The organism is Cohnella suwonensis (genome assembly GCF_042655365.1).
Taxonomy (GTDB): domain Bacteria; phylum Bacillota; class Bacilli; order Paenibacillales; family Paenibacillaceae; genus Cohnella; species Cohnella suwonensis.
Genome location: NZ_JBHSMH010000111.1, coordinates 279,095 through 302,852 on the forward strand (window position 1 = coordinate 279,095; position 23,758 = coordinate 302,852).

Annotated in this window: 17 protein-coding genes and 1 tRNA gene; 2 read left to right on the forward strand and 16 right to left on the reverse strand. The window is 55.4% G+C overall.

The genetic code is table 11. From position 1 onward, the window contains the following. The 5 genes from ACFPPD_RS24515 to nrdR form a co-directional block, all read right to left on the reverse strand. The coding region (locus tag ACFPPD_RS24515; RefSeq protein WP_378083707.1) for an S-layer homology domain-containing protein at positions 1-1,735 on the reverse strand (1,735 nt) is incomplete at its 3' end. 424 nt (positions 1,736-2,159) lie between these two features. Beyond that, entirely contained in the window at positions 2,160-2,765 is a 606-nt protein-coding gene (locus tag ACFPPD_RS24520; protein ID WP_209744308.1) for a TetR/AcrR family transcriptional regulator, read from the reverse strand. Positions 2,766-3,065: 300 nt separating this feature from the next. Next, positions 3,066-6,125 (reverse strand): S-layer homology domain-containing protein, encoded by a 3,060-nt coding sequence (locus ACFPPD_RS24525; protein ID WP_378083709.1) that lies wholly within the window; start codon positions 6,123-6,125, stop codon positions 3,066-3,068. Between the two features lie 335 nt (positions 6,126-6,460). Beyond that, positions 6,461-6,536: transfer RNA gene (locus tag ACFPPD_RS24530), tRNA-Ala, on the reverse strand. Positions 6,537-6,908: 372 nt separating this feature from the next. After that, on the reverse strand, positions 6,909-7,370 hold the full coding sequence (gene nrdR, locus ACFPPD_RS24535) for a transcriptional regulator NrdR (RefSeq protein ID WP_209744314.1): 462 nt from the start codon (positions 7,368-7,370) through the stop codon (positions 6,909-6,911). A 110-nt stretch (positions 7,371-7,480) separates the two neighbouring features. Between nrdR and ACFPPD_RS24540 the strand changes: the two genes are divergently transcribed. Then, on the forward strand, positions 7,481-7,681 hold the full coding sequence (locus tag ACFPPD_RS24540; RefSeq protein WP_209744317.1) for a small, acid-soluble spore protein, alpha/beta type: 201 nt from the start codon (positions 7,481-7,483) through the stop codon (positions 7,679-7,681). A gap of 91 nt (positions 7,682-7,772) precedes the next feature. Here ACFPPD_RS24540 and ACFPPD_RS24545 read toward each other — a convergent pair whose 3' ends face one another. The 6 genes from ACFPPD_RS24545 to ACFPPD_RS24570 all read right to left on the reverse strand — a co-directional run bounded on the left by ACFPPD_RS24545 (position 7,773) and on the right by ACFPPD_RS24570 (position 16,634). Then, a complete protein-coding gene (locus ACFPPD_RS24545) occupies positions 7,773-8,351 on the reverse strand; it encodes a lytic transglycosylase domain-containing protein (RefSeq protein WP_378083712.1) in 579 nt (192 codons plus the stop codon). After that, positions 8,348-8,944 (reverse strand): dephospho-CoA kinase, encoded by a 597-nt coding sequence (gene coaE, locus ACFPPD_RS24550; protein WP_209744320.1) that lies wholly within the window; start codon positions 8,942-8,944, stop codon positions 8,348-8,350. Before coaE ends, ACFPPD_RS24545 begins: the two co-directional genes overlap by 4 nt. Positions 8,945-8,986: 42 nt before the next feature. Next, positions 8,987-9,667 (reverse strand): sporulation membrane protein YtaF, encoded by a 681-nt coding sequence (gene ytaF, locus ACFPPD_RS24555; RefSeq protein ID WP_378083715.1) that lies wholly within the window; start codon positions 9,665-9,667, stop codon positions 8,987-8,989. Positions 9,668-9,788: 121 nt separating this feature from the next. Further along, positions 9,789-10,718: a DNA-formamidopyrimidine glycosylase gene (mutM, locus tag ACFPPD_RS24560; protein WP_209744322.1), complete on the reverse strand. Its 930-nt coding sequence runs from the start codon at positions 10,716-10,718 to the stop codon at positions 9,789-9,791. Positions 10,719-10,761: 43 nt separating this feature from the next. After that, entirely contained in the window at positions 10,762-13,434 is a 2,673-nt protein-coding gene (gene polA, locus ACFPPD_RS24565; RefSeq protein WP_209744325.1) for a DNA polymerase I, read from the reverse strand. Positions 13,435-13,553: 119 nt separating this feature from the next. After that, positions 13,554-16,634: an S-layer homology domain-containing protein gene (locus ACFPPD_RS24570; protein WP_378083718.1), complete on the reverse strand. Its 3,081-nt coding sequence runs from the start codon at positions 16,632-16,634 to the stop codon at positions 13,554-13,556. A 281-nt stretch (positions 16,635-16,915) separates the two neighbouring features. On the opposite strand from ACFPPD_RS24570, the gene ACFPPD_RS24575 reads away from it, so the two are divergent. Further along, positions 16,916-17,380 (forward strand): VOC family protein, encoded by a 465-nt coding sequence (locus tag ACFPPD_RS24575; protein ID WP_209751140.1) that lies wholly within the window; start codon positions 16,916-16,918, stop codon positions 17,378-17,380. A 269-nt stretch (positions 17,381-17,649) separates the two neighbouring features. Here ACFPPD_RS24575 and ACFPPD_RS24580 read toward each other — a convergent pair whose 3' ends face one another. The 5 genes from ACFPPD_RS24580 to pstB (ACFPPD_RS24600) form a co-directional block, all read right to left on the reverse strand. Continuing rightward, positions 17,650-18,927, reverse strand: coding sequence for an EAL domain-containing protein (locus ACFPPD_RS24580; protein ID WP_209751142.1), 1,278 nt, complete (start codon positions 18,925-18,927; stop codon positions 17,650-17,652). A 130-nt stretch (positions 18,928-19,057) separates the two neighbouring features. Then, positions 19,058-21,331 (reverse strand): EAL domain-containing protein, encoded by a 2,274-nt coding sequence (locus ACFPPD_RS24585; protein WP_209751144.1) that lies wholly within the window; start codon positions 21,329-21,331, stop codon positions 19,058-19,060. A gap of 182 nt (positions 21,332-21,513) precedes the next feature. Beyond that, positions 21,514-22,173, reverse strand: a complete 660-nt coding sequence (gene phoU, locus ACFPPD_RS24590) for a phosphate signaling complex protein PhoU (RefSeq protein ID WP_209751177.1) — start codon at positions 22,171-22,173, stop codon at positions 21,514-21,516. Between the two features lie 28 nt (positions 22,174-22,201). Then, entirely contained in the window at positions 22,202-22,957 is a 756-nt protein-coding gene (gene pstB / locus ACFPPD_RS24595; RefSeq protein ID WP_209751145.1) for a phosphate ABC transporter ATP-binding protein PstB, read from the reverse strand. 35 nt (positions 22,958-22,992) lie between these two features. Continuing rightward, positions 22,993-23,754, reverse strand: a complete 762-nt coding sequence (gene pstB / locus ACFPPD_RS24600; protein WP_209751147.1) for a phosphate ABC transporter ATP-binding protein PstB — start codon at positions 23,752-23,754, stop codon at positions 22,993-22,995. Positions 23,755-23,758 lie beyond the last annotated feature (4 nt).

Below are 23,758 nucleotides of genomic sequence, written 5' to 3' on the forward strand. Positions count from 1 at the left end.
TAGTGAAGTTCAGCGTCGTTCCCATACCCGTTGCTCCGCTTGCGCTTGTTGCACTCAATGTCGGTTCGGTTTCGTCGGCCGTGGTGAACGAAAGGGTCGATACTGCAGAAACGTTCCCTGCTGCATCCTTTACAATAACGTAGGCTTTGTAGGCTGTTACCTCAGCCAGACCTGTTACGTTAACCGTATTCGCTGCCGCCGTTGCTGCTGCCGTTCCTTTTGCAACTGCTATGCCCTGAGCTTCAATTATAGATGCATTCGGCGCGGAATCCGCTGCCGCATAGACCAGATAGTAATAGGTTCCCGCTTCGTTAGAAGTGAAGTTCAGCGTCGTTCCCGTACCCGTTGATCCGCTTGCGCTTGTTGCACTCAATGTCGGTGCTGTTGTATCCACTGTGTACTCTACAGGATCCGAAGCCAAGCTAGTAACGCCATCACTCTCTACGACTTGATTCGGCTGCTTTTCAAACTGAACTTGATCTTTAATTTCCTTATCGATCGTCGCTTTCTCAATCGTACCTTGACCAGTCACTTTCATGGCTGACTTAAGAATCAGCTCAATGATCTTGGCAGTTTTCCCCAGATTAAGCTTCGTGCCGCGTGCGGTCTTCGAAGCGAGCAGCTTCTTGATGATGCCCGACGGAAATTCGATTTCCGTCTCTTTCGAGTTTACTTCGACTTCATTAAAGTTACCAATAAGGGAGACCTTCGAACCTTCCGGAAGACGATCCGACAGTATAACTTTCCCGATGGATGAGTCACTGCCGTTCGATTCGATCTTTGCACCCGATTGAACTTGAACTTCTTGAACCTTCGTCGAGCCTTCCGCTACGATACGAACCTCGCCCGTCTTCTTGTTCACGATGATGATCACAAGAACCGAATCCTTGAAGTGAATGGAGTTCGCGCCGCCGCCCGCTACGATCGTCTCGCCTTGCACTACAACGCCGTCCAAAGTTGCATCGCCATCGCCGACGGATTCGGCGATCGTCAGGTTGCCCTTGACCACCGTATTATGAAGCGTAACGCCCTGAGCCGAGATCACGACATTGCCTTCGATCGTTTCTTGTCCGTCTTTCGGTCCGTATGTACCGGCTTTGTCAAATTTCGTTGTCGGCGTAACGCCCGCTTCGATCGCACGGTTCAGCGTCACAACCGCTTCAGCGCGCGTAATGGCGCGAGCCGGTTGGAAGCTGCCATCTTCATAGCCCTTCATGATGCCCTTCTCAAGCGCTGCACCTACGGCACCTGCGCTCCAGTACGCCAAGCTTGCGCTGTCGGCAAAATCGGCTGCGGCGTCTTCATTCTCATCTAGCCCTAGCAAACGCGAAATGATAACCGCAACTTCCTGACGGTTGATGCTGCGCGATGCGCCGATCTTCCCGTCTTCGTAGCCATTGAAGTAACCGGCCGCAACGGCCTTCTGTACTTCCACATATGCCCAGTTGGACTCGTTCACGTCAGAGAAGCTGATCTCAGCTTTCTCGCTGAAGCCGAAAGAACGGTTGACCAATGCGATGAATTCCGCGCGGGAAATTTGGTTGTCCGGCTTCAAACTACCGTCCTCGTACCCTTTCAGGAACCCTTTGTCCACCCATTCGTTCAGTTGTGCTGCTGCCCAATGCCCGGTAGTATCGATTGCCGCAGCGCCGGCTGTCACCGCATACGACGAGACGACCAGGCAGAAGACCAATACGGTTGCTGCAATCTTCCTTGCTCGTTTCAGTAAACTCATTGATTCGTTTCCTCCACACTTCAGTTTGGACTGTTTTGCCTAGGAATCTACAAGGTAGTTCTTTAGTCGCGAAGGGCGATCCAAACTTTGCTTCATTTTACATACCTCATCTTTCTTTGGAATTTCCTTTCCCTATTCAGACCTCTCCCGACAAACTCGACATGCCAGCCGTAATATACCGCTCCGACTAAATTAACAAAACGGTGCACTTCGTTGTCATATCGTCGGCTCTTAGTCAGGTATGATGTTTGAGATCATGCTGCAGATCATCACCATAATGGTCAAATTTGTCGTCACGCGTCTCGAAGTTCGACTGTACAATCACACTTTCTCCCCAAAACCAATTAAATATATATCTATAGGTATTTAATTACAAAATCTCCCGATCGTCAAGCAAATTATTCCACAGCTTGAAATGACCGACCTATGACAGCAACCTGACCAATCCTTGAATATAGGATTGCGGATCGGGTCCTTCGAACAAGACCCAATTCACGGAAAATCCATCATTATAAGCAAGAACTAGCTTGGCGATCTGATGGCTGTCTTTATCTTGAGATACCCACCCTTGTTCTTTTAACGCATCGATAAAGTTTGCAATCCCGGCAACCCATTCCTGGTACTTATTTTTCAGAACGCTGTGCAGTTCCGGTTTATGTTTCGTTTGCATATAAAAATCGACTAATACAAGGATCCAGTTTTTGAAGTTTTCATTTCCTTTCAGCATTTCTTGCAGCCTCATGACACTTATCGTGACAACTTCTTCAAGCGTCGTGTTTTCGGGTCGGTATTGTTTCGGCGTTTCCGTCCAGCCGCTGCTTAATTCCTGACGATAGTCCAGGATATGGAGGAATAACTGTTCCTTGCTCTCGAAGTGACCGTAAAAAGCCCCATTGGTATGCCCGGTAATCGCCACGATATCTCCAATCGTCGTAGCCGCGAATCCTTTCTCCAAAAAACACTTATCCGCCGCTTCAATGAGCTTTCGATAAGTAGCTTCTCTTTTTAGCTGGAACTTATTTTTTTTCAAAACGATCGCCTCCTTATTAACAGTTCAATTATACAAAAAACCACGTCCAATGGACGTGGTTGAATTATTTATTATGGTGGAGCCAAGTGGGATAACGATATTCTGATAAAACTTGCTGACGAAGTCCTTTCGACGAAGCAGATCGCAGCGGTGAATTGGTGGACCCTAGCGGGATCGAACCCCTGACCTCATCGCTGCCAGCGAAGCGCTCTCCCGTCAAAGTTGGTTTCACATTAATTAAAAGTCCCGCCGAATGGATTTCTCCACTCAGTCGGGACTTTAATGGCTACTCAATTCTATTTAATCTATCATTCCAAGCTTTTGCAGTGTCCGTATGAATACGACCGCAGCTTGTGCGCGTGTTGTTTCATCCTTTGGACTGAACGTATTCGCCGATGTGCCTGTCATGATGCCAAGCTTAACTATCGTTCGAACGTCCTCCAAATATGCCGCGTTCGCGCTTCCGATATCTTTGTAACCTTCCAAGCTGACAAATTCCTTTGTCATCGGCAGCTTCTCCATATAAATAACTGCCGCCAGCATGCTTGCCATTTCCTCTCGGGTCAGCGACTGATCCGGCTTGAAGCTCTTGCCGCTTGCAAAGCCCAATAGTCCAAGCTCCTTCGCATTGGCTACAGCATCGAAGTACCATGCACCGTTCTTCACGTCGTCATATGGTGCGGTGCTCCCGAATGATGTGCTGCGACCCAGCGCCCTGACTAGCATAGCCGTGAATTCCGCTCTCGTCACGGATTGGTTCGGCGCATACTTCCCGGCGCCGACGCCTTCGACCAGCCCTTTCGCGGCCGCCATCTCGACAAACGATTTGCTCCAATGGTTAAGAGTATCGGCGAAGCTCACCGCATTTTCAGCTACGACATACGCACTGTTGGAATACGAGCTAATCATCACATACCATATGCTGTCAATCAGCACCTTCTTCGCCGCGACAAACTCGAATTTCTTCGTTGTTTCGTTATAACGGAACGCGCCCCATTGCGCAGGGATGTCTTTCATGTCCTTCGGCATCGGAATGACTCTCGTCAGAGCCTTGCTGAACTTGTCCGCCGTTCCGATCGATTGTCCTGTCTTGGTGTTCACGATGTCGATGTGGAAATCGACAATCGCCCCCATCGCTTTGCCATTCGGCAATCCGTTTGCAAACGCGGCTTGAAGATCCTTGTCACCGGACTTGTCGGAAAGCATGATCTTGAAGCTGATATCCTCAGCTTTAAGGTTATGCTTGGCAAGCAAGTCTTGCAGTCCCGGAATCAGCGATGCCAGATTGACCGGAACTTGATAGCTGCCGTAAGGGGCTTTAATCTCAATGAAGAAGTTTGCGTTTTTGCCTTCAAAGCTAGTTAAAATGCTTGCGGGTATGCTGACGTAGGCTGCACCATCCTTTGTTGTTACTTCAAGCGTGACCGATGGCTTTGTCGTGTCGATTTTGTCAGGATCAAGCTTGATGCCGTTCTGATCGATGACCGGCAAGGTAACTGCAGGCGATGAACCGCTCGGCGACAAAATCGTGTAGCTCTCGCTCATCACCGGGCTGTCGATCATGCCCGCTTTGACCGCAATCGCCTTGACCGTCATAGCGCTCGTAACAGGGATCGGCGATGTGTATGGCGTTGAAGCGCTAGTTGGCGTACTTCCGTCTGTCGTGTAATAGATCGCCGCTCCTCCAGTAGCCGTCGATAATGCTACCGTTGTGCCGGAGGCTACCGCCCCGCCGACTGGCGTCGCTGTTGGTGTACTTGCTGATACCGCGCTTACAATGACTGTCCTTGTCACTTCAACCGCCGCATTCCCTGCCAGATCCAACGCGTTGTACCGCACTATGTATGTCCCTGCTGCGTTCGTGTCAACCGTTCCGGTGATAACGACAGGCCCCGCAGTTCCGATGTTGTCCGTCGCGGCAGCGCCTTGTTCCGTATAGGTATCGCCTACCGTTAAGTTGACGGTTGAAGAGCCGTTCAACGTAATGACCGGAAGCGTCTGATCTACCGAAAATGAAAGCGGAGCCGCTAGATAGGCCGGATTCGCAGGGGAGGTATCTTTGGCCGATACGTTTAACGTGTACGTTCCATCCGGCAACGCGGTTAGCGGGATCGAGCGTGCAATCGACTGATCCGTTCCGTCGGCATATGCATGATAAGTGACGCTGCTTACGGTTGTTCCCAGGCTATTGTTGATCTCGTACTTAATCTCAACCTTTTCACCGACACTGCCATCCATTACCGTCCCGGTCACCGCCAACTGATTTGAAGCGAGGTTGTATGTCGTCCGCGCCAACGGATCTATTTTCATGCTTGGCTTAAACGCAAGCAAATAAGGGTACGATTCGTCTTCCCGTATCCCCCATGCGTTCGCAAAATCCCAGCCGATGCCTGAGCTGTAGAACGTCGCCATCTTCTTCATATCTTCCGTCGATTTACCCGTCCCGCCTGAGCTGGTAGACATTTGTGAAGTTTCCGTGTCCCAATACGACATATCTATAGCTCCACCCCAAACAACCCCGACTAAGCCGCCTACATATAACGCACCCGGGGGTATCAAAATATTTCCGGCCGCAAAGGAATGGGTAATAGACGATCCTGGGGCCTGTTGTTGACCAACCAACCCTCCCACATTAGTACTATTGACGTTGGTGGTTCGAACGGCCGTTACATTGCCGGTAGCAAAGGCATTCTCGATTACACCATAGTTGTCGCCTGCTAGACCGCCAATAAGGCCAACTCCTGAAACGGATACGTTTGCCCATGCGTTCGAAATGGTTCCATACGAGTTCCCGCCTGTCAGGCCGCCAACATGTAATCCACCGGACAGCACGTACCCACTAAGTAAAACATCATACCTTTCAGCGGGTTCACCTTTTACTTGGCCGGTTGCAAAGGAGTTCGCGATATGGGAGCCTATTTCCATCTTCCCGACTAACCCGCCGACATTACTTGTACCTATAACATCGACGTCAAGCAATTGGATGTTCTTAAGAACGCCGGTTCCGCGAATAATTCCAAAGAGCCCTACATACGGCGTGTTTGGGCGATCAATCCTCAAGTTACGGATTATGTATCCTCCCCCGTCCAACGTTCCAGTAAAGGTATCGCCCGAGGTACCGATCGGCATCCAGCCCGCAGTGTCTCCAACGGGATAGCCCGATAAATCTATGTCCGCCCCCAGCTTATAATGAGCCGACTTATTGTTGCGAATGTCCGATAACTCCTGCGCCGTCGTAATCATAATAGGATCGGCATCCGAGTCTCCCGGCGCGGCGTGCGCCACCTGAATGCCTGTTGTAAACGGCAATGTCTGTAGGATAAGTGTAAGCATAAGGATGAGGACGGCAATCTTTTTCATCATTTCCTCCTATTGTTTCTCAAAAATTAAATACATTTAATATAGTATATAATACAATTTGACATAACCTTCGGTCAATCATTAGGATTTCAAGACTACCAACTCAAACAACTTGACCATGCCCTGAATAACAACTTCTATAAAACAAAAAAAACGGAATTTCTGCCGTTGTGTGGTAGATGTTGGTAGAGAATTGCGGAATCGAACATTTTCTTTTCGTTGCGGGGACTGGCTTTCACTTCGTTCCGTCCGTGCGGAACGCCCCAATTTGATTCGATCAGCTTATGTCCTGCCAAACAAAAAACACGCCTTAGGGGCGTGCTTAAATTATTGTTTGGTGGACCTTAGCGGGATCGAACCGCTGACCTCTTCGCTGCCAGCGAAGCGCTCTCCCAGCTGAGCTAAAGGCCCGGGATATAAAACTTGAATTCTTGGGGGTAGTGTAATACCCAATGGTGGGCTCCCAGCTGAGCTAAGGGCCCATAATCGTGACGACAAGAATGATTTTACCACAGAAAAAACGGGCATGTCAACACATTTTCCGCCGATTGCCACCGGTTTTTCTCATGCTAAAATAACGCCGCGCCATCGTCTTATTTGTTTGTTTTCCGCATACCGATCGACAATAACGTTACGCCATCGTCTTATTTCCTGTGCCGACTCCCAAAAGCAAGTTCAAACCGCAAAATAGCGCTACCTCATCGCTCTAATGAGAGGAACGAGCCGGAGAGGCGAGCGAATAAGGTTTTCCCGTCACCTTAACCGCGTCGATCTCTCCCCGGCCTACATCCCATGCTTGTTCATGAGCGAATTCAGCTCCTTCAAGAACATGTTGATGTCCTTGAACTGGCGATAGACGGATGCGAACCGCACGTACGCGACTTCGTCGACGCCGTATAGATGTTGCATCATCGCTTCGCCGATCATCCGACTCTCGACCTCGGTGCTCGCCGTATTGCGAAGCTCCCGTTCAACGTCGTTGACGATGATTTCGAGCTGATCAACGGACACCGGACGTTTCTCGCAGGCACGGAGAAGACCGCGGAGCACTTTGTCCCGGCTGAACTCTTCGCGGCTTCCGTCTTTCTTGATGACGACGAGCGGCGTCTCTTCGACCGTCTCGAATGTCGTAAACCTTCGGCTGCACTTCTCGCACTCGCGGCGGCGGCGGATCGACTTATTGTCGTTGGCCGGACGGGAATCGAGCACTTTCGTTCCGCTGAAGTCGCAATGAGGGCATTTCATGACGTATTTTTGCCTCCTTCGGTTTTTTTCAGCATTTCCAAGGCTTCCCTTACATGATTGGAGAGATAAAGCACATAATACTGTTACCAACCGCAAGGAGGTGAACAAACATGGCTTCCAACACGAAACTGGTCCCTCAAGCGGCCGCCGGCCTGTCCCAACTCAAATTCGAAGCAGCTCAAGAGCTGGGCATCGCCATTCCGCAGGATGGCTACCAAGGCAACATGACGACGAAAGACAACGGTTCGATCGGTGGTAACATCACCCGCCGCTTGGTGCAAATCGCCGAGCAACAATTGGCCGGCAGATAACGATTGCAACTGAAGGCACTCAATACCGGGGAGCTTTGAGGCGATTACGCTTCAAGGCTTCTCTTCCGTTGGCGGAACCTGCGCCGCGAGATCAGAGCGTTTCGTATATTTTCGCATATTTCTTATAATAATACATCACACGTTGCACGTAATGTCTAGTTTCGCCGTAAGGAATGTCGCGCACCGTCTGTTCTTGTCCATCCCAGACTCCTTTGTCCAGCCACTGCCGGACTTTGCCCGGACCCGCGTTGTAAGCGGCCAAGGAGACGGCCAAGCTGCCGTCGAATTGCCTCGTCAGTTCTTTCACGTACCAAGCGCCGAGCCTGATGCCCGCGTTCGCGTCGCTTCCCGCGTCTTTCACCGTCATATCCCCGAAATCGTCTTTCTCCAAAATCCATTCCGCCGTGTCCGGCATCAACTGCATGATCCCGACCGCTCCCTTGGGGGAAACCGCGTTCGCCTTGTAATTCGACTCGACCCGGATGATCGCCGCGATCAAGAGCGGGTCTAGATCGTAATACGATGCGTTCTGCTTGATTTCGTCCGTATATTTGATCGGGTATATCCACTTCCCTAACCAATCCGACTGCACGAACAACACGCATAAGACGATCAAGATCAACGGAAGAACGATTCTTTTCCGTTTCGTCTTTTTCATTTTCTTGCTCATCTCAACCCCATTTCCCGCCAGAAGCGATCCACTTGCTCTTCCGTCCGCTCCCGTCCGCCGCCGTTATCGATGACGATGTCGGCGCGCCTCTTTTTCTCTTCGATATTCATCTGCGCTTCGAGCCGACGCCTCGATTCCTCCGCGTCGAATCCGTCTCGTCCGATTAATCGCGTCAATTGCAGCATCCGCGGAGCATATACGACCATCACCTGTTCAAAATAAGACTCCAGCCCCGACTCGTAAAGCAGCGGTACATCGACGACGACGAGCTTGTCCGGCGCGGATCGCTCATATTTTTCCATTCGTTCCTTCATGACCTTGCGTATCGCCGGATGAAGGATTCCTTCGAGCGTCTTGCGCTTGCTCGCGTCAGCGAATACGATCGACCCGAGCTTCTTTCTGTCGAGAGTTCCGTCCTCCCGAAGCACGGACGGACCGAATCTTTCCGCGATCGCGGAAAGAGACGGCTGCCCGGGCTCGACGACTTCCCGGGCAATGACGTCCAGATCGATCAATAATGCTCCGCGTTCCTCCAGCATTCTCGCGACCGTGCTCTTGCCGGTGGCGATGCCGCCGGTTAATCCGATGTTCATCTCGAGTTTTCTTCCTTTTAGCGAAATATGGCGTGCGTACGCTTATACGAACAATTTGAATATGCCCATAGCGATAAGAATAATACCCGGCATCGCGGACAAGTGCTTCACCCAGCGCCAATCCGACGCCCAGTAGCCGACCCTTGTGCCCGACCATAGAAACAAGCCGCTCGACAGCGCGATGAGTAACGCCGTGATTTCCGCAGGAAATCCGAGCAACGCCGCGCCGATGCCGGCGCCGAACGCGTCAAGCGACAGCGCCAGACCCAGGAAAAACGCCTCTCCCGAGCTGATCGTTCCCGAACGGTCCACGTCCGCGGCGGACGGCGTTCGAAGAATTTGCACGATGAAGCCGAACAGCTTCAGCTCCAATTTCAGTACCGGAGCCGGTTCCGCGGCCAAGTCTTGCGCGTCTTCCCGCCTGCAATCGTCCTCGGTCTTTTCTTTGCCTCTCGCGCGAATCAACTGCATCAACGCCATGACTCCGATCCCCATCAGAATGATCGCGCCGAGGACGGATGCCCCGTGCGGCGGCAACCATTTCGTCAGTACGACGCCGACCATCATCGACAGAAAAATGACGAGGCCGGAACAGACGGAAATAATCGCGACGGAAGGGACCGGAATTTTGATTTTGCGAACGCCGTACGTCATGCCGACGCCGAAGCCGTCCAGACTGACGGCGACGGACAAGAGAACGAGCGAAGCGACAGGTGCCATCATTTCTGTTCCCCCTGCATTGGATGCTGACCCGACGAGTCCGCAAGGGCCGCCAGGTTCTGTTCATCCTATGCACCGGAACAGGGGAATGCCCCGACATCGGCGTGTATTTCTGTGCGAATGCCTATTCCGACGGGCCGTCCAGCCTGCGTTTGACGGCATTGTTCCGGACGTACCGCTTCGCCGCTTCCCCGCGGGAAGCGTCTTGCGCGGGCGATTTGTTGCGCGGTCCTTTCTGACAATCCGGGCACGTATGGGTGCCCCGGCCGCCGACGACGGTACGCTCGATCGGCGTGCCGCACGTCAAGCAAGGCTCTCCCGTTCTGCCGTAAGCTTTCAGCGAATGCTGGAACATGCCCATCTCGCCCTGCCCGTTCACGTAGGACTTGATGGAGGAGCCTCCGGCTTCCACCGCGGCCGACAACGTCTGCACGATGGCCGAATGAAGCCGATCGCGCTCGCTCTTCGTCAATTTGTTGGCCGGTCTCTCCGGATGGACGCCCGCCATATGCAGCGCTTCGTCCACGTAGATGTTGCCGAGACCGACGACGACTTCCTGGTTGAGCAGCAACGGCTTGATCTTCGTCGACCGGCGGCCGAGCGCGAGACGGAACGCATCGGGCGTAAATCCGCCTTCCAAAGGCTCCAATCCCAGTTTATTCAGCGGAGGCGACCGTAATTCTTCTCCGGCCGGGAATAGATGCATCGTGCCGAACTGCCGTACGTCCTTGTATCGAAGTTCCGTCCCGTCCGTAAAGTGGAACACGACGTGGGTGTGGATCTCTTTCGGCTCGTCCGCCCGGTAGACCCCGAACCGTCCTTCCATCCTCAGATGGGAGACGAGCACGAGACCGTCCAAGACGAGTCTCAGGAATTTCCCGCGCCGTTCGACGGACGTAAACGTTCTTCCTTCGAGCATGGCGGCGAACACTTGCGGATCGTCCGGCTTCTGCAGAATGCGCGGCAACGTCGCCGTGACGCTAGAGATCGTCTTGCCGACGATCAAGTCGTTCAACGTCCGGCGAACCGTCTCCACCTCCGGCAATTCCGGCATGGCCTGTCGCCTCCTTTCTCTACGTTATTCGTTCAGATGTCGGTTATTTCGCTTCGTACCAGTTCGCGCCGACGCTGACGTCCGCGAGCAGCGGAACGTCTAATGGCAGCGCCTTGCTCATGACTTCGGGTACGAGCTTCTTCATGACGTCGAGTTCTTCCGCCGGCACTTCGAACACCAATTCGTCATGCACCTGCAGCAGCATGCGGCTCGTTAGCCCGCGCTCCCGCAGCGCTTCGCTCATCCGCATCATCGCGAGCTTGATAATATCGGCCGCGGTGCCTTGAATCGGCGTGTTCATCGCGGTCCGCTCGGCGAAGGAACGCAGGTTGAAGTTCGAATGGCGGATCTCCGGCAAGTAACGGCGGCGTTCGAGCAACGTCGTCACGTAGCCGTCCTGGCGGGCTTTCTCCACGATATCGACCATGTAGCGCTTGACGCCCGGGAACGCTTGAAAATATTGCTCGATGAACTCCGCCGCTTCCCGTCTCGTAATGTTCAAGTTCTGGGAGAGGCCATAGTCGCTGATGCCGTATACGATGCCGAAGTTGACCGCCTTCGCTTGGCGCCTCATGTTACCGTCCACTTGGCTCGCCTGCACGCCGAACACGTCCATCGCCGTTTTCGTATGAATGTCCATTTCCTTCAGGAACGCTTCCTTCAACCCTTCGTCCCCGGAGATGTGCGCGAGCACGCGAAGCTCGATCTGCGAATAGTCGGCGGCCACGATGCTCCAGCCAGGCTCCGACGGCACGAACGCCTTGCGAATCTGGCGGCCTTCCTCCAAGCGGATCGGAATGTTCTGCAAGTTCGGAAACTGGCTCGACAGCCTTCCGGTCGCCGCGATCGTCTGCTTGTAGAACGTATGGATTTTGCCGTCCTCCGGACGGATTTCCTTCGTGAGCCCTTCGATATACGTCGACTGGAGTTTCGTCAATTGGCGATAGTGAAGGATAAGTCTGACGGCCTCGTGATACGGCTCCAGCTTCTCCAGCACCTCTGCGTCGGTCGAATAGCCCGTCTTCGTCTTCTTGACGACCGGCAAGCCGAGCCTGTCGAACAGCACTTCGCCGAGCTGCTTCGTCGAACCGATATTGAACTCGAAGCCCGCGGCGGCGTAGATCGCGTCCGTCGTCTCCTCGATGCGGCGCTGGAATTCGGTGCCCAGCTCGGCGAGCGCGTTCGCGTTCACCGAGATGCCTTGCTTCTCCATGCCCGCGAGCACGACGGCCAGCGGTTGCTCGAGCTCGTAATAGAGCTTGTGCATGCCGAGCGACTCCAGTTGCTCCGCGAGAAGCGGCTTCAGACGGCGAACCGCGTCCGCTTTCGCCGCGAGATGCTTCGCTAGCTCCGCTTCCGCCGGAACGCGGAACTTCGCGCCTTTGCCGTAGGCCGACTCGTCCGACAGGATCGGCGGCAAGCCCAGCCGTTGCAGCAAGCCGTGCAACGACGGATCCGCTTCCGTCGGATCGAGCAAATACGCGGCCAGCTGCACGTCGAACGAATGCCCGGACAGCTCGATGCCGGCGCGCGCCAGCACGAGCTCCGCCCGGTGCGCGTCGTAGCCGGTCTTCGGCGCGTCCGCGTCCTCCAACCAACGGACGAGCTGACCGGCCTCGGGCGACTTGAGCGAGGCGTAAGGCGCCACGAAACAAGTCGTTCCCGCTACGATCGCGATGCCGATGCCTTCCGCCTGATGCGGATTGTCCCCGTAAGCTTCGACGATCAGCGCTTCTGCTTCGGGCAGCGCATCGTTCAATCCGGCCCATCCGTCCGCCAGGACGCTGACGACGTCGTACTTCGACGCCGTCTCCGCCGATTGCGCGATTTCCGCTTCGTCCGCCTCGCCAAGATTCAGGCGGTCGGACAGATTGCGGAACTCGAGCTTGCGGAACGCGGCCGCCAGCGAAGCGTTCTCGTAGCCGTTCCACGCGATGTCGTCCATCGTGCGCTCGAGCGGAACCTCGCGGAAGATGGTCGCGAGCTGCTTGCTCATGCGAGCGCTATCCATGTTCGCTTCGATGTTCTCGCGCAGCTTGCCTTTCACTTCGTGGGCGCGCTCCAGCACGTTCTCGACCGTACCGAATTCCTGCAGCAGCTTCAGCGCCGTCTTCTCCCCGACGCCGGGCACGCCCGGAATGTTATCGCTCGCGTCTCCCATGAGTCCTTTCAGGTCGATGATCTGCGCCGGCGAGATGCCGTACTTCTCCGCGATCGCTTCCGGCGTGTAGCGCTCGACGTCGCTGACGCCCTTGCGCGTGATCAGCACGCTGACTTGGTCGGACGCCAATTGCAGCATATCCTTGTCCCCGGACACGACGACCGCCGACTTGCCGCCGTCTTCCGCGAGCTTCGCGAGCGTGCCGATAATGTCGTCCGCTTCGTAACCCGCCAGCTCGAACTGCGGAATCGAGAACGCCTGCAGCAATTCCTTCAATAGAGGAAATTGTTCCGACAGCTCGGGCGGCGTCTTCTGCCGTCCGCCCTTGTATTCCGCGTAGCCTTCGTGACGGAACGTCACTTTGCCCGCGTCGAAAGCGACGAGCACGTGACTCGGCTTCTCTTCTTCCAACACCTTGAGCAGCATCGTCGTAAATCCGAGCACCGCGTTCGTGTGCAAACCGCTGCTATTCGTCAGCGGAGGAAGCGCGTAGAAAGCGCGATTGATAATGCTATTGCCGTCGATCAATACCAGCTTGTCCGTTCCGTTAGACATGAAAAAGAACACCTCACCGACAGTAAATTCACATACAGCCATTTTACCATATGGGGAGTAGGGTCGCATCCCGACGTAAAAAGAGCTCCCCGCGCAAGGCGGAAAGCTCTTTCGGATCGTTAGGTTATTTCCGCTATCGATACTTGCCAGGTCGTTTGCGTCGTACCGTCGCCCGCGGTGACGACATACGTTACCGGCGAAGAGAAATCATTTTCCGTGACTTCGGATTCCTGATCCGCCGTTCCGATCTTCGCGGTTGCTCCCGCCGAAAGTATGAAACTTCTAACCACATGGGCAAGATCATAACCAACGGGAACAACAACCTCGATCTCATGGGTAGCAAGATCGATATTCACATGAAGTTGGTCAGGGTCGACGTCGGTCACTCCGAAATAAAGAATGTCGGTTTGGCCGCTATTCGCTTCTACCGGAATTCCGATCTGTCCGGACAGCTGGCTAACCGCGAACGCGACGTCATCGATGCCCGTCATGATTTGAACGGAGAAATCCGTTACGGAAGCATTTATTCCGCCTTTGAAAATAAAGGATACGCGATTCCCGTTAGTCACGAAAAAGTAGATGCCTTCGAACGGTTCTCCGTCTTGATCGTAAAGGGTTACGATCGAATTGTCCGGAACGTTCTCGATCGTAATTTCATCGTCCATCGTCCCCGGATTGTTGAAAATCGATACATCGTCAGCCGCTGGAGCAACCGGATTCGACCAATTGATCGACTGGGCGACTTTCTCGCTCTCCGCTTTGCCGACTTCCGTGATCGTTGCGTAAATCGAGTTCCAGCTCGAATCGAATCCGTCTTCGACAGTTACGATCGAATCTCCATCCGCGTCGGGAGTGGCGGTGCCCAGCACCAGACCGCCTTCATCATACACGGTGACCAAGGAACCAATTGGACCGTCGATAACGTTCACCATATCCTTGCGAACGTCGCTGGCCGCAAAATTTACCGTAATCACATTAGCCGAGATAAGCGCAGTCGATTGTGCTTTTACTACGATATCGAAGCTGTCCGAGACCGTATGGCTATGACCGTCGTTCACCGTTACCGTAATCGTCGCCGTGCCTGCCGCTACCGGCGTTACCGTGATGTCCGATCCGGCAACCGCAACCGTTGCAATTGACTCATCGCTGGATGCTGCCGAAAATGTCAGCGTATCGCCATCAACGTCTTCGAATGTCGTGTTCGCTTCCAGCGTTACCTCTGCGCCGCCAGCGACTCCCTCCTGATCTGCAATCGGGCTCGCGACCGTCGGCGCCGCGTTCGGCGCCGTGCCGACGACGATATCGAAGCTATCCGAGATCATGTTACCGTGACCGTCGTTCACCGTTACCGTAATCGTCGCCGTGCCCGCCGCTACCGGCGTTACCGTGATGTCCGATCCGGCAACCGCAACCGTTGCAATTGACTCATCGCTGGATGCAGCCGAAAATGTCAGCGTATCGCCATCAACGTCTTCGAATGTCGTGTTCGCTTCCAGCGTTACCTCTGCGCCGCCAGCGACTCCCTCCTGATCTGCAATCGGGCTCGCGACCGTCGGCGCCGCGTTCGGCGCCGTGCCGACGACGATATCGAAGCTATCCGAGATCATGTGACCGTGACCGTCGTTCGCCGTTACCGTAATCGTCGCCGTGCCTGCCGCTACCGGCGTTACCGTGATCGTCGTTCCGGTTACCGTTACCGTCGCTTTGGATTCATCGCTGGATGCTGCCGTCAGCGTCAGCGCATCGTGATCCGCATCGGCAAACGTCGCGCTCGCATCTACCGAAACCGCCGTGCCGCCTGCGACTCCCGTTTGGTCGGAGATCATGCTCGCGACCGTCGGCGCCGCGTTCGGCGTTCCGCCGCTTCCTCCGCCTCCGCCGCTGCTACCGGAGTTCGTCGTCGGCGCGCCGCTGCCTTCCGTTTTCGTCGGCGGTTTTTCGAACGTCGAACCTTTGGCCGAATCTTTTACGTCGGCGTTGTCGATCGTTCCTTGTCCGAGCACTTTCACAACCGCTTCCAGGACAAGATCGACGACTTTGGCGTCTTTGCCGAGGTTTAGCGTTACGCCGGCGGCGCTATCGCTTGCCGTGAATTGGTCGACCGAGCCTTGCGGAATGTCGATCGCGATCGACGCGGCGGAAATATCGACGTTATCGAATCGGCCCATAAGAGTAACTTTGGAATCCTTCGGCATTTCGCTTGATAGCTCAACCGAGTCGATGCCCCCGACTGCCGTCGCGTTCGATTCCAGCTTTGCGCCGGATTGCAAAGTGATTTGCTTGACCGTCGTCGCTCCTTCCACCACGACGCGGATTTCGCCCGACTTTTTGTTGACGACTACCGTCACTAATACCGAGTTGTTGAAGTGAACCGAATTTTTTCCGCCGCCGTTTACGAACGTTTTGCCTTTGACGGTGACGTTGTCGAGGAACACGTCGCCTTCGCCGATGCTTTCCGCGAGAAGAAGGTTTCCTTCGATAACCAGATTTTGAAGCTTAACTCCGCCAACCGTAACGGATACGTTGCCCTTGATCGTTTGCGTACCCGACGCCGGACCGTAAATTCCGGCGGCTTTGTAGGCCGTTTCCGCCAACCGGGTTGCCCGGTCCAGGACGACGACGGCTTCGGCGCGGGTTAAATCTTTCGACGGCTCGAAAGAAACATCCGCGATGTTCTTCCATACTTGTTCGGTCGTCAGCGCGCCGACAGCGCCTTTGCCCCACGAAGCGATTTTCCCGGCATCGGAGAAAACGTTCGCCGCTCCCGGATTAGCGGGCAACCTCAACAGATTCGCGACGACGACAGCCGATTCTTGACGGTTGATCGTTCTCGAATACCGGATCGTACCATCGGAATACCCGTTGACGTAACCGGCCTTCACCGCTTTCCTGATATCTTGGTACACCCAGGCCTTCGTCTTCAAATCTTTGAAAGCGACGTCCGCAAGCTCCGTAAACCCGAATGCCCGGTTGACGAGAACCATGAACTCGCCTCTCGTGATGGATTGGTCGGGCTTGAACGAACCGTCCGAGAATCCTTGGATAAGGCCTTGCGAAACCCAGTCGTTGATTTCCTTCTCCGCCCAGTGCCCCTTCGTATCCGGAGCCGGCGCTTGCGCGGATGCATATCCGAAAGAAGAGAGCGCCAGCATAAGGGAGAGCATGAGTACGAACACTTTGTTGATTGTGTTACTTGCCAACAATAAAACCTCCAATATCGGGCGAAAAGCGCCCTTGTTTGTTCAGGCATCGCTGCCGATTGGAAGAATCATACATGGCTTTAGCGCAAAAAACTATTGACTATCGTCGTAGTTTTGTCATATTTCGGTCATGAACCTTGTCATTTTTTCTCATTTTTCTCGCATTGCGAGATTATGATTTTCTAAAAAAGACGAAAGCAACGATTGAAAGAGAGAATTTTAATGGTAAAATTTACATAGAATTACGCGTTTATATTCAAAACGAAAAGGAGAGATCGTTCATGAGCAATTCGCAAAAAATCACCCCTTTCCTCTGGTACGACGGACAGGCGGAAGAGGCGATGAATCACTACGTGTCGATTTTTAAAAACGGCAAAATCCTCGGTGTCAACCGCGCGGGGGACCAAGTCCTCTCGGGGACGTTCGAGATCGAGGGCCAACGGTTCATGGCGCTGAACGGAGGACCGAAGTATGCATTCACGCCGGCCGTTTCCTTCTTCGTCGATTGCGAGACGCAAGAGGAAGTCGACGAGCTGTGGGAGAAGCTGTCCGCAGGTGGTGGAGAGCCGGGCCGCTGCGGCTGGCTGAAGGACAAATTCGGCGTATCGTGGCAGATTATCCCCGCTGCGCTCGGACAATGCTTGTCCGACCCCGATCCCGAACGGGCGGGAAGAGCGTTAAACGCCATGCTTCAGATGAACAAGATCGACATCTCGGCGCTGAAAAAAGCCGCGGACGGGAGTTAGTGCGCCAGAGCAAGTAAATCCCTCCGCAGAAGCCCATCGGCAAACAAGTTACTCCGCCAAAGCGACTAATTCCCTCCGCAGAAGCCCATCGGCAAACAAGTTACTTCGCCAAAGCGACTAATTCCCTCCGCAGAAGCCCATCGGCAAGGGAGTTACTTCGCCAAAGCAACTAATTCCCTGCCCGGAGGCCCCGCGACGAGTGAGTTACCGCGCCAGAGCAACTATCTCCCGGCAAGCGCAACGGCCAACAAAAAACATCCCCAAAGCCATTAGACTTTGGGGATCGCTCCGGGATACATCGCGGTCGGATATTCGCTTGGCCTGCCGATCAAGTAGCCTTGGGCGTAGTCGAAGCCCATCGCACGCAACAATCGAAGCTCCTCCGGCCGTTCGATGCCTTCCGCCACCGTGCGGATGTTCATCTTCTTAGCGAACCTCACGAACGTGCGCAGCATATGTTTCTTCATCTCGTCCTGATCCGCCATCCGGACGAGCGACCGGTCGATCTTGATATAGTCCGGGCTCAGCTCGACGATCGACTGCAGCGAGGAATAGCCCGCTCCCGCGTCGTCGATGGCGATCTCGTACCCTTGGCTGCGGTAATGCGCCAATATTTTTTTGGCCGCTTCGAAGTCGTCGATCGAGCTTCTTTCCGTCAGTTCGAAGACGACCTGGCCGGGAAACAGTCCCCGCTCGTTCAGCAGGCGGATCGTCTGTCCCGACACGAAATGCGGATCGTTCATGATGCCCATCGTCACGTTGATGAAGATTTTCTGAACCGAACCGAGCGTCGGACAATGCTTGATCGCCTTTTCCCTGGCGAGACGGTCCAACGAGAACGCCCTATTGCTCTTCTCCGCGTAGCGGAACAAGGCGAGCGGTCCGTCGAACAGGCTCCCCTCCGGACAACGGGTTAACGCTTCGTAGCCGAACGTCTTACCGTCGACGAGCCGCATGATCGGCTGATAGACGCTCCGTATGCTGCTCTCCGCGAGCAACCGGTCCAGTTCGAGACGTAAGTCCCATTCCTGTTGGTCGACGCGCGAATCCCGGATTTGCACCATCGCCTTCTGCACGCCTTCGTAGACGATGTCTTTCGCCTCGGACGTCTTCCAATCCCGCAACAGAGCGCAACCGATGCCCCTCTCGCGATGGCGCGACTGGAACGGGGTCTCGTTCACGGAAGCGGTCGTCGCGCCGCCAAGGCCCGCGCCGAACCCTCCGCCTCTTCCCGCTTCCGCGATCATCGCTTCCCGAACGCGCCTCGCCAATCCTCGCAAGTAGGGCTCGCCTTCTTCCTCGTCGGCGATACCGTCAGGCATGGCCGCGTATAACCACAGATGGCCGCCCACTTCGTCCCCGAACCAAATATCGCCGCGGCCCATGGACGCGTCCAACCATTCGGGCCATCCGTAGCCGCCGTCTTCGCGGCTCGCGGAAGCAAGCCCGCTCGGCCGTTCGTGAAGATCGATGCCGATGATGCCGATCGATCGATGATGGGCCGCCCGCTCCAGCGAGCGTTCCAAGCCAAACCAAGACGTATTCATTCGAGAAGCCACCATCTTCCGCCGCAAGTGTATTTTCTTATCGATCCGGTCAACGCCTAAACCCTCGTTCCCAATTTTACCAAAGGGATGTAAACGCAACGTGCGCCTATTGTTAATGCCAGGTTAAATCCTAGATCGTCAGTTCATGCAAACGAAGCCATTCCTGGACGACCGAATTGCCCGCGATTCTCTTCGCCTTCTTCTTGAGCAGCGCCGCCTTCTCCGATAACGACTCGGGCGTCCACCCTTCCGTCGTCTCGCAGCGTAGCAAGGATAACGACATCGACAAGCCCGTCGCTTCCACCGCCCTTCCCGACCGGTCTTCGATGAGCACGGGACCGCCTTTGTCGACGTACGCGGCGATGCCTCTCTCGAACCGCGCGATCATGTCCCCCGCCAGCTCCTCCGCGTCCGTCCCCGAGCAGATCGCGATAAAGTCGTCGCCGCCGATGTGTCCGACGAAGCTTTCGGCCGCCTCCCTCGCCTTAACCGCCTCCAGCAACGCTTCTCCGGTATAGCGGATGACGTCGTCTCCCCGCTGAAAGCCGTAATGGTCGTTATACCATTTGAAATGGTCCAAGTCGGCGTACAGCACGTCGAACGGACGGCCGTCCGCCAACCTCCGGACGAGCTCTCGCCGAATCGGCTCGTTGCCGGGCAAACCCGTCAAGGGATTCGCCCACTGCGCGTCCGCCATTCGCGTCTTCGTCACCCATTCGAGCAACGCTTGGATCGAAGTGATCCCCGTCACGATGCCTTCCCGCGTAATGACGACCGCATCGTACAGCTTGTCCGGCTCCCGCGCCATCGCCATCTGCGACGCTTGATCGACGGAGATCGATTCGTCGACGATCATCGGATGCGTATCCATGATCTTGCCGACGGAACGGTTCCAATAGAGCGGCAAGCCGAATTGCCCGGACAGTAGCTGGTGAAGCTTCTCCTTCATGAGCAAACCGATCGGCTTGCCGCCTTCCGCGATGACGATCCCTTGCTCTTCCCGGTGCAACTCGAAATGCCTCGAGATTTCCGACACTTGCGCGTCCCGTCCGAACTGCATCACCGGGGAAGCCAACTCCGACAAAGTGCCGGAGGCCCCTTTGTACTTCCTCTTCACCCGTTGCCGGATCGCTTGCGCGACTTGCTGTCCGGATATCGCGTATTGCTCGTGGTCCGCCCCGATCCACTCGCCTTGCGCGTAATTCATGCCGCCGTCCACGAGCGCGGGCAGCCTGTCGTCCCGGTTTAATCCGCCGGCGATCAAGACGATCTGTTCTTTCCTCGCGATGGCGATCAACGCTTGAAGCAAGTTTTCTTCGATGGCATCGATCGATTCCCCTTCGCTCCCGCCGACGTCGATCGTCGCGTAATCGGGATGGAGGTCTTTCATCCGGCGAAGCGATTGCACGCTCGGCTGGACGCCCGGCAACGCGATGCGGAATCCTTGATTGCGGTAATGGCCGAGTGCCGCCTTCGCCGTGGCGACCGCCTCGTCTCCCCCGCCGACGAGGACGAGCACGACGTGTTCGCTTCGCAAATTCGCCGCTTCGATTCTGCGCAACGTGCTGCCGGGATACAGTCTCGGATCGTAGATGATTTTGGCCGGTACGGGGAGGAACAGCTTGACGTCTCCGTTGCGGGAAGGAAAGCCCCGAATGGCCGCTTCCCGGAATTTGCGATCGCTCTCGAACAGTCGGCCTCCGTGATCCGCCAGCTCGTAGAACGTTCTCGGGTCGATGGCCGAACCATTCCTGCGGCTGACCGGAACGGCTTCGTAGCCGTAAAGCGAACCGTCCAGGAGAGACACGATGGGCTTATAACGGACGCCGATATCGGCCTCCGCCGGATGAATGCCCATCTCGGAAAGAGGAAACCGGACGATCGGACCTCCCGCGAACGTCAACCGTTGCCATGCGTTCTCGTAAGCGCCCATAATCGCGCTCTCCCAGGCTTTCTCGGACATTCGCCCGCGTGCGCCGCGATCGGACTTCGCCTCGAGAATCCAACCGAATCCGCAACGGAGCGAGCTTCCGAGCTCGAGCGCGGCAGGCAGCCGATGATCCGTCAAGACGCGGATGGCCACGTCCCGGAGCAAAAACGCCATTCGGCCCGCCGCCGCGTCTGCCGTTCCTTCTTCGCCGTCGGCAATATCCGGGAACGTTACGATCATTGCCAGCGTCGTACCGCTCGCGTTCCATTGCTTCACCGTATCCGTCACCTTCGAGAGCCGCAGCGCGATCGCTTCGAGCGAACGGCGAACTCTCGCGCGATGGCCTCCGGTCAACTCGACCTGCTGCCCTCTCTCCCACCTGAGCAAAAATAGACCGCTCGCCGGCCGCTCGCCTTGCTCGTTCGCCCAACGTTCCGAGAGCGACGCCATTCGACTATCTATTCCGCTGTTCATGCCATTCCGCCTCCGCATTCGATTGATTGCGTTCGACACCATTATCCATAAAATAACACCATTCTGTTCACGGGAATGCGTTACTATGTCAACGCAACGTAAAAGTGCGGCAAAAAAGCCGCCAAGAAAGCAAATACGCTTCTTTGACGGCCTCTTTCGGCGCTTCCCGCGCCTTATTTATGCTATTGGTTCAGATCCGGACGTTTGCCGGTCATCAAGTAGACGACGCTCTCGGCGATGTTCGTGGCGTGATCCGCGATCCGCTCGATGTAGCGGCCGACGAAGCTCAGCAGCATCGCTTGGCTGACCGTCTTCGGATTCTCGACCATGAAGGTCAGCATCTCGCGAATGATTTGCGCATAGAGCGCGTCGACCTGGTCGTCGTCCTTCGCGCTCTTATAAGCGAGGTCGACGTTCTCGTCGATATACGATTGCAGCGACTCATGGATCATGACCGCGACGAGCTCCGCCATACGAGGCAGGTCGATCAGCGGCTTCATGAGAGGCTGTCCGTCCAACCGAATGACGACTTTGGCGATGTCGACGGACAAGTCGCCCATGCGCTCGAGGTCGGACGAGATTTTGAAGGCGATCAGTATACGGCGCAAGTCTTTGGCGACCGGCTGCTGCGTCGCGATCAGCTTGGCGCCGATTTCGCCGATCTTCTCCTCCAACTGGTTTAGCTCGATGTCGGATTTGACGATATACTTGCCTTTTTCCACGTCGCCGTTCTTGAGAGCCTCCATCGAATCGACGAGCGCCTTCTCCACGCGATCGCCCATTTTCACGAGCAATTGCGTCATTTCCTCCAAACCGTGATCGAACTCCAACCGCTTTACCATCATCATCCGAATTCATCCTCTCCCGGTTTCAGCCGAACCGTCCGCTAATGTAATCTTCCGTGCGCTGGTCCGTCGGATTGGAGAACAGTTGCTCCGTTTCCGAATACTCGACGACTTCCCCATTCAGGAAAAACACGGTTTGTTGCGATACGCGCGCCGCCTGGTGCATGTTGTGCGTCACCATGACGATCGTGTAACGGTCCTTCAGCTCTTGCGCGAGCTCCTCGATCTTCAGCGTGGAGATCGGATCGAGCGCGGACGTCGCTTCGTCCATGAGCAAGATGTCGGGCTCGACCGCGAGGGCGCGGGCGATGCACAGCCGTTGCTGCTGGCCGCCGGAGATGCTGTTCGCGGAACGCTTCAGGTGATCCTTCACTTCGTTCCAGAGCGCCGCCGATCTTAGACTCGTCTCGACGATCTCGTCCAGCTTCTTGCGGTCGGTGATACCGTGCAGTCTCGGGCCGTAAGCGACGTTGTCGTAGATCGATTTCGGAAAAGGATTCGGTTGTTGGAACACCATGCCGACGCGCTTGCGAAGCGTCTCGACGTCGACTTCCTTCGAATAGATGTCGGTGCCGGCGATCTCCACCTTGCCTTCGATGCGGGTGCCGGCGATCATGTCGTTCATCCGGTTGAACGTCCGCAGCAACGTCGACTTGCCGCAGCCGGACGGACCGATGAACGCGGTGATCGCTTTCTCGGGAATCTCCATGTTGACGTGCTTCAGCGCGTGGAAGTCCCCGTAAAACAAGTCCAGGTCATTGATTTCGATAATGGAGTTCATGGCCGACTCTCCCTTTGCGTGGATGGAAAACCAATTTATCCGAACCGCCCCGTGATGTAGTCGTTCGTTTCCGGTTTTCGCGGATTCGTGAATATCGTCGGCGTCGCGTCGTATTCGACGACTTCCCCGTTCAGGAAAAACGCCGTCTTATCGGATACGCGCGCCGCTTGATGCATGTTGTGGGTCACGATGACGATGCAATATTCCCGCTTCAGCTCGGCGATCAGCTCTTCGATCTTGGACGTCGACACCGGGTCGAGCGCGGAAGCCGGTTCGTCCATCAGGATAATGTCGGGCTTGACCGCGATCGAACGGGCGATGCACAGCCGTTGCTGCTGACCGCCGGAGAGCGCGAGCGCCGAGTTGTGCAAGCGATCCTTCGTCTCTTCCCATAACGCCGCTTTGAGAAGCGATTGTTCGACGATATCGTCGAGATCCTTCTTTTTCTTCGTGCCGTGATACCGCGGTCCGAAAGCGATGTTCTCGTAGATCGATTTGTGAAAAGGATTCGGGCGCTGCCACACCATGCCGATGCGCTGGCGGAGCGATACAACGTCCGTCTGCGGGCTGTTGATGTTCTTGTCCCTGATCCATATGTCTCCCGTCACTTTGCAGCCCGGAATGAGATCGTTCATCCGGTTCAAGCTGCGCAGGAACGTCGACTTGCCGCAGCCGGACGGACCGATCAGCGCCGTAACCTGCTTGTTCTCGAACGACAAGGATATGTTCTTGACCGCTACCCGTTCCCCGTAGGCGACGCTTAGGTTCTCGGCGGACAATCCGGTGTTCTGGTGCATGCGT